General features: G+C 73.1%; 7 protein-coding genes. 4 read left to right on the top strand and 3 right to left on the bottom strand.

Going from position 1 to position 5,999, the window contains the following annotated elements:
* On the bottom strand, window positions 1–765 hold a 765-nt coding region (locus G5C62_RS24995), incomplete at its 3' end, for an ABC transporter substrate-binding protein (protein ID WP_164703148.1).
* A gap of 242 nt (window positions 766–1,007) precedes the next feature.
* On the opposite strand from G5C62_RS24995, the gene G5C62_RS24990 reads away from it, so the two are divergent.
* The 3 genes from G5C62_RS24990 (at window position 1,008) to G5C62_RS24980 (ending at window position 4,310) form a co-directional block, all read left to right on the top strand.
* Window positions 1,008–2,534, top strand: coding sequence for a DUF4407 domain-containing protein (locus tag G5C62_RS24990; RefSeq protein ID WP_164703147.1), 1,527 nt, complete (start codon window positions 1,008–1,010; stop codon window positions 2,532–2,534).
* 136 nt (window positions 2,535–2,670) lie between these two features.
* Window positions 2,671–3,273 carry a sigma-70 family RNA polymerase sigma factor gene (locus tag G5C62_RS24985; protein ID WP_164703146.1) on the top strand — a complete coding sequence of 201 codons (603 nt, stop codon included), beginning with the start codon at window positions 2,671–2,673 and terminating at the stop codon, window positions 3,271–3,273.
* Between the two features lie 23 nt (window positions 3,274–3,296).
* Window positions 3,297–4,310, top strand: coding sequence for an LLM class flavin-dependent oxidoreductase (locus G5C62_RS24980; RefSeq protein ID WP_164703145.1), 1,014 nt, complete (start codon window positions 3,297–3,299; stop codon window positions 4,308–4,310).
* 13 nt (window positions 4,311–4,323) lie between these two features.
* Here G5C62_RS24980 and G5C62_RS24975 read toward each other — a convergent pair whose 3' ends face one another.
* The gene (locus G5C62_RS24975; protein ID WP_164703144.1) at window positions 4,324–4,518 is read right to left on the bottom strand and encodes a hypothetical protein; all 195 of its coding nucleotides are present in this window, start codon (window positions 4,516–4,518) and stop codon (window positions 4,324–4,326) included.
* A 101-nt stretch (window positions 4,519–4,619) separates the two neighbouring features.
* Here G5C62_RS24975 and G5C62_RS24970 point away from each other — a divergent pair, with 101 nt between their 5' ends.
* Entirely contained in the window at window positions 4,620–5,153 is a 534-nt protein-coding gene (locus G5C62_RS24970) for an NUDIX hydrolase family protein (protein ID WP_164703143.1), read from the top strand.
* A 16-nt stretch (window positions 5,154–5,169) separates the two neighbouring features.
* Here the strand turns inward: G5C62_RS24970 and G5C62_RS24965 are convergent.
* Window positions 5,170–5,999: Fic family protein (locus G5C62_RS24965; RefSeq protein ID WP_164703142.1), on the bottom strand; the 830-nt coding region annotated here is incomplete at its 5' end.

The raw sequence follows: 5,999 nt of genomic DNA, 5'->3' as shown, positions 1-5,999 counted from the left end.
CTCGTCGACGTTGTCGGCCATGTACTCGGTGGTCTCCGCGTGGGTGTCGACGACCTGCTGCACCAGTTCCGGGTCCTCGGCGATCAGCGCACCGGTGGTGGTGAGGCCGAGGTTCACCCGCCCGATCGGGGTGGCGTAGGGGTCGGTGAGCTCGTTCGCGCCGGCGGCGGTGGCGAGCGAGACGGCGATCTCGGTGCCGAAGAAGGCATCGATCGAGCCGCTGCCCAGAGCCGAGGCCATCTCCGGCGGCGGGACGGCGATCAGCTCCAGGCTGCTCGGGTCGATGCCGTTCTCCTCCAGGATCAGCCGCATCGCGATCTCCGGGGCGCTGCCCTGGATGTAGCCGACCGTCTTGCCGGTCAGGTCGGCGACGGTCTCGATGCCCTCGCCCCCGATGAAGCCGAAGCCGCCGTCGGCCGCGGAGGCGACCAGGGTGATGTCGCGGTCCTGCGCGACCGAGGCGACCGTCGCCACGACACCGGTGATCGCGAAGTCGACGGCGCCGGAGATGACGGCGTCGGTCAGCGAGGGCGCGGTGTCCAGGACGACGACCTCGAACTCGACCCCCTCGGGGGCGTACTCGTCGTAGAGGAACGGGGCGTAGAAGTGCGGCTGGCCGCGCAGGGTCCCGATCGTGACGGTCTGGGTGCCCCCGTCGTCGCTGCCGCTGGCCTCGGCGGAGTCGGACGAACAGGCAGCCAGCGCCAGGACGGTGGTGGCTGCGACGGTGCCGGCGATCGCGCGCCGGACGAGCTGGGGGCTCATGGGTCTCCTTCGAGGCCGACATTGGCCGGCCGCCGTACGCGGACGGCGGGCGGACGAAGAGCGCGCTGTGCGTTCTCGAGGGAGACCTCACCCTCCGCGTGTGCGGCAGCCGTGTCCGAGACGTGACGGTGCCGTTACGTGGTGTCCCGGCGGTCGGAGATGTCTCACAGTCGCTGACCGGTACCGGCTCGGTCGTGGGCGACCGATACCTCCCTTGGTCGTTCTGCGAGAGGAATCCACGGATGAGGTCCCGCCCCCGTTCTGTCGGCGATCGGTTGGCCGTGCTGGCCGGCGCCCGGCTCGATCTGCTGCGGGTCGCCCCCGGCGCCCGGTCCAAGTACGTCGCCCTCGGTGGCGTGCTGGTCAGCACCGGTGCGCTGGCCGCGCTGTCGATGGCGTTCGCCGTGCACATGGCGCTGGGCGCCTGGTGGTGGATCGCCGTCCTGATCGGTCTGGGCTGGGGGCTGGTGATCCTCAACCTGGACCGGATGCTGCTGGTCGGGATGGGCCACGACTCGTCCTGGTGGCGCAACGTGGGGCTGGCGGTGCCGCGGCTGGCGCTGGCCGTCGTCCTCGGCACGGTCATCTCCACGCCGCTGACGCTGCAGGTGTTCAGCAAGGAGGTCGACGCCACGATCGTGACGCTGCAGGCGGAGGCGGCCGAGAAGTTCACCGACGAGCTGGACGCCGACGCCCGGTACGCGCAGATCCCGGTGCTGACCCAGTCGATCGCCGACGACCAGGCCGTGGTCGCCAGCGGCGGCGCGACCGACCCGAACACCGACCCGCGGGTGGCGGCGGCGCAGGCCGAGCGGGACAGCAAGAAGGCCGTCTACGACGCGGCGTCGGGCCGGTACGACGAGCTGCAGGCCAAGGCGCAGTGCGAGCTCGACGGCACCTGTGGGTCCGGCGACGAGGGTCAGGGCGCGGCGTACTTCGCCGCGGCGGCGGCGGCTGGTCAGCAGGCGGCGGTGCGGGAGACGGCGAAGGCCGAGCTGGACGCCGCCGAGGCGGCGCTGCTGCAGACGCGCACCACGGCCGAGAAGGACGCCGTCGGTGCCGCGGCCCGCAGCGTGGCGCTGGCCAAGGCCGCGCTGGTGACCGACCAGGCCGAGCTGAGCCGGCTGACCGACGCGCGACTGGCCGAGCAGGCCGCGTTCGACGCGGAGAACAGCCAGAGCGACGGCATCCTGGCCCGGCTCGAGGCGATCGACCGGCTGTCGGAGGAGCGGCCGATGGCGCACGTGGCCCACGTGATGCTCTTCCTGCTCTTCCTCAGCGTGGAGATCCTCCCGGTGCTGATGAAGACGCTGCTGAACTTCGCCCTGCCGACGGCCTACGACCGGCTGGTGAAGGTGCGCGACGACGAGGAGGTCGAGGCAGAGGAGATTCGGCGCGACGGCCGGCAGCGGGCGCAGCAGGCCCGGGCCGACCTGATCGTGGCGGCCGAGACCGACCGGATCGCGCGGGAGATCCTGGACCGCGACCTCGCCGCCCGCGAGGAGGCCGCCCGGGCAGCCGAGCGCAAGGCCCGCCGCAAGGAGGCCCGTTCGCTGCGCGGTCTGCTACGACGGATCACACCCGGCCGCGGCGGCGCCGAGCCGGAGGTCTTCGAGCCGACCCTGGAGCCGATCGAGCCGACGCTGGACACCGGCGAGCTCGAGGCGATGATGGCCGCACCGTCGGGCGTGAGCCTGTTCGGGACGACGGCGGTGCCCGCGCCCCGGCCGGCCGCCGAGCTGCTGCAGCCGGTGACCGAGGACCGCTGATCCCTCTCCTGCTCCACCTGACCGCCGATCCGGGTCCGCCCGGGTCGGCGGTCTGCGTTCCCCGGGCGGGTGACCGCGCTCACTCCTCCAGGTGAAGAACCGTTTGGGCGATCGAGTTGTGCACCATCCATCAAGGGTGACGAACAGCGTCGTTCCCGCGCCCGACCGCACCGCCCCGGCCTCCATCACCGACCTGCTGGACCAGCACACCGCCCCGGCGCTGGCGCTGGCCCGGCGCATCCTCGTCGACGACCGGCTCGCCGAGGACGTCGTCCAGGAGGCCTTCGTCGCCTACTGGCGCGACCCGGCCGCCTACGACGGGGCCCGCGGCTCGTTCCGTTCCTGGTTCCTGGCGCTGGTGCACCACAAGGCGGTGGACGCCGTCCGGCACGAGACCTCGCAGCAGCGTCGGCTGGACGCGGTGGCGGAGCGGTTCCGGGAGGAGTCCCCGCTCGACGTGGCCGAGCTGGTCGCCGGCCGGATGGCCGACACGCGGGTGCGCACGGCCCTGGCGGAGCTGCCCGCGGTGCAGCGGGAGGCGCTGGTGCTGGCGTACTGGGGTGGCTACACGCAGCGGGAGATCGCCCAGCGCACCGGCGCTCCGCTGGGCACGGTGAAGACCCGGATGATGGTCGGCATGCGGCGGCTGCAGAACGGGCTGACCGCCGTCGTCCCGGGGCTGGCGGTCCGGCCCGGCATCCCGCCGGTCGCCACCGCACTGCCGGCGACCGATGCCTGAGCCCGGTCTGGTCTGATCGCGCCATGCCGTCGCCCGGGGTGCCGCTGGAGAAGCTGGGTTTCCTGACCATCGGCCTGTTCGACGAGGCCGATCCGCGGGGCGGGCACGAGTCGACGCTGCGGGTGATCGAGCTGGGGGAGGAGCGGGGCTTCGACAGCGCCTGGCTCCGCAACCGGCACCTGCAGTACGGCATCTCCTCCCCGATCGCGGTGCTGGCGGCGGCCACCCAGCGCACGTCCCGGATCGAGCTGGGGACGGCGGTGATCCCGCTGGCGTGGGAGAACCCGCTGCGGCTGGCCGAGGACCTCGCGACGGTCGACGTGCTGAGCGGCGGCCGGCTCAACCCCGGGTTCTCCGTCGGCCCACCGATGCACTGGGACGACGTCCGGGCCGCGCTGTACCCCGACACCGCCGACGTGGAGGACTTCACCTACGAGCGGGTGGCCCGGCTGCTGCGCTTCGTCGAGGGCGCGCCCGCGTCGTCCTTCGCCGGCCGAGAGGGTGTGGTGGAGGAGTGGTCGGACCGGGTGCAGCCGCACTCACCGGGCCTGCGCTCGCGGCTCTGGTACGGCGGCGCATCGCTGAGGTCGGCGGTCTGGGCCGGGGAGAACGGGCTGCACTTCCTGAGCTCGTCGGTGGTGAAGGCAGAGTCGTCCGAGGACTTCGCCACCGAGCAGGCCGCCCAGCTACAGGCCTTCAAGGCAGCCAACCCGGCCGGGCGGGCGTCGCAGGGGCTGGTGGTCATCCCGACCGACTCCGCGACCCCGGAGCAGCGGGAGAAGTACGCCGCCTACGTCGAGGCCCGGTTGCCGCGGACGGCGACCCCGCAGGGCCCGGCCCGGCTGATGTTCGCCCCCGACCTGGTCGGGACGTCGGAGCAGATCGCCGAGCAGCTGTACGCCCACGCCGGTTTCCGCGAGGTGACCGAGGTGGTCTTCGCGCTGCCGTTCAGCTTCGAGCACGACGACTACGTGCAGATCCTCACCGACCTGGCCGGGCACCTCGGCCCGGCGCTGGGCTGGTCGCCGACCGCCTGACGGGCCTGGCCCTTCAGGCGACGGGCTCGGCGACCTCGTGGGCAGCGTGCGGGGCGTCCGCGGTGGCCGGGTGCTGGCAGGTGGGGCACGGCTCGGTGGTCAGCGTGCCCTCAGCGGCGAGCCGCTTGCGGAGCCGACGCATCGAGGTCTCTCCGCCGGTCAGGTCGGCGAGCCAGCTGTTGAGCGCGTCGTCGGTTCGGGTGCTCATGCAATCGGTTCTCGGCAGTCCGAGCCCCGGCCGTGACCGTGCGACGCGCCACGGGAGCCCGCCGCACCGCCACCAGACCCGCATCGATTAGACAGTGACCCATGACCGAGGCGACGACGAGGAACGACGCTGGCTGGCTCTCCGGTGAGGAGATGGACGCCGCGCGCGAGCGGCTGCCCATCCTCTACATCGACGCGGTGCCGGTGCGGGTCGACGACCAGGGCGTGGTGACCTCGGTCGGTCTGCTGCTGCGGGCCGGCAGCGACGGGCTGGTCAAGCGGGCGTTGGTGTCGGGCCGGGTGCTGTACCACGAGCGGGTGCGGTCGGCGCTGCTCCGGCACCTGGAGAAGGACCTCGGCCCGCTCGCGCTGCCCCGGGTGCCGCCCGCGCCGCAGCCGTTCACCATCGCCGAGTACTTCCCGACGCCGGGGGTGACGCCGTTCCACGACCCGCGGCAGCACGCGGTGTCGCTGGCCTACGTCGTCCCGGTCGAGGGCGACTGTGCACCGCAGCAGGACGCGCTGGAGCTGACCTGGTTCACCCCGCAGGAGGCCCGGGAGCCGGCGGTGCTGGCCGAGCTGGCGAACGGGCAGAGCCACCTGCTGCTGCAGGCCCTGGCGCACCTCGGCGTCTGACCGCGCTTGACGCTCGTCAGCCGGCTCGGCGGCGTCCGGCGCGGGCGGCGAAGGCGTCGACCGCGGTGAGCACCTCGGTCGCCTGCCAGAGCCGGTTGCGGGCCCGGCCGGTGAACTCGGTGACCACGCCGGCGGCCACGAGCGGCTCGAGGGCGCGCAGGGCGTTGCCGGGGGAGACGCCGACCTCGCGGGCGATGGTGGCGGCGTCGAGCACGGGCTGGCGCACGAGGAGGTCCGCCACCCGCCAGGCGGTCGCGTCGCGGCGGGCGAGGACGACGTCGTCCCAGCGGGCGCGCACCTGGTGCAGGTCGGCGACCAGTTGCCGGGCGTTGACCACGGCGGTCAGGGCGCCGTCGGCCAGCGCCGACACGATCGGGTTGATGTCGCCTTCGCGGTAGGCGGTGAGCGCAGCGAAGTAGCCGTCGACCTCACTGAGCAGCCCAGCAGAAACTGGGACCGTGACGGCGCGGGTGAGCTCGTATCGGCGCAGCAGCGCGTGGATCAGCGCGCGGCCGGTGCGGCCGTTGCCGTCGGGGAAGGGGTGGATGGTCTCGAACTGGGCGTGGCTGACTGCCGCGAGCACCAGCACCGGGACGTCCTCTCGCCGCGCGAAGGTGACCAGGTCGTCGATCAGCGCCGGTACGTCGTCGGCGACCGGCGGGATGAACGCTGCACCGTGTGGCCCGTAGGAGTCCCCGCCGATCCAGACCTGGTCGGTGCGCCACCGTCCGGCGATGGTGGGTTCGACCTCGTCGAGCAGGGCGGCATGCATCGCCAGGATCGTGCTCGGGCTCAGGTCGCCGGCCAGGTCGAGTGCCGCCCGCATCGCCCGGACGTTGCCGAGGA

It is taken from the genome of Modestobacter sp. KNN46-3 (assembly GCF_011039295.1).
This window is presented reverse-complemented; position numbering and strand designations above follow the sequence as displayed.

Coding starts and splice junctions, on each gene's coding strand:
- G5C62_RS24990 (WP_164703147.1), top strand. CDS start 1,008: ATGAGGTCCCGCCCCCGTTCTGTCGGCGATCGGTTGGCCGTGCTGGCC.
- G5C62_RS24980 (WP_164703145.1), top strand. CDS start 3,297: ATGCCGTCGCCCGGGGTGCCGCTGGAGAAGCTGGGTTTCCTGACCATC.
- G5C62_RS24975 (WP_164703144.1), bottom strand. CDS start 4,518: ATGAGCACCCGAACCGACGACGCGCTCAACAGCTGGCTCGCCGACCTG.
- G5C62_RS24970 (WP_164703143.1), top strand. CDS start 4,620: ATGACCGAGGCGACGACGAGGAACGACGCTGGCTGGCTCTCCGGTGAG.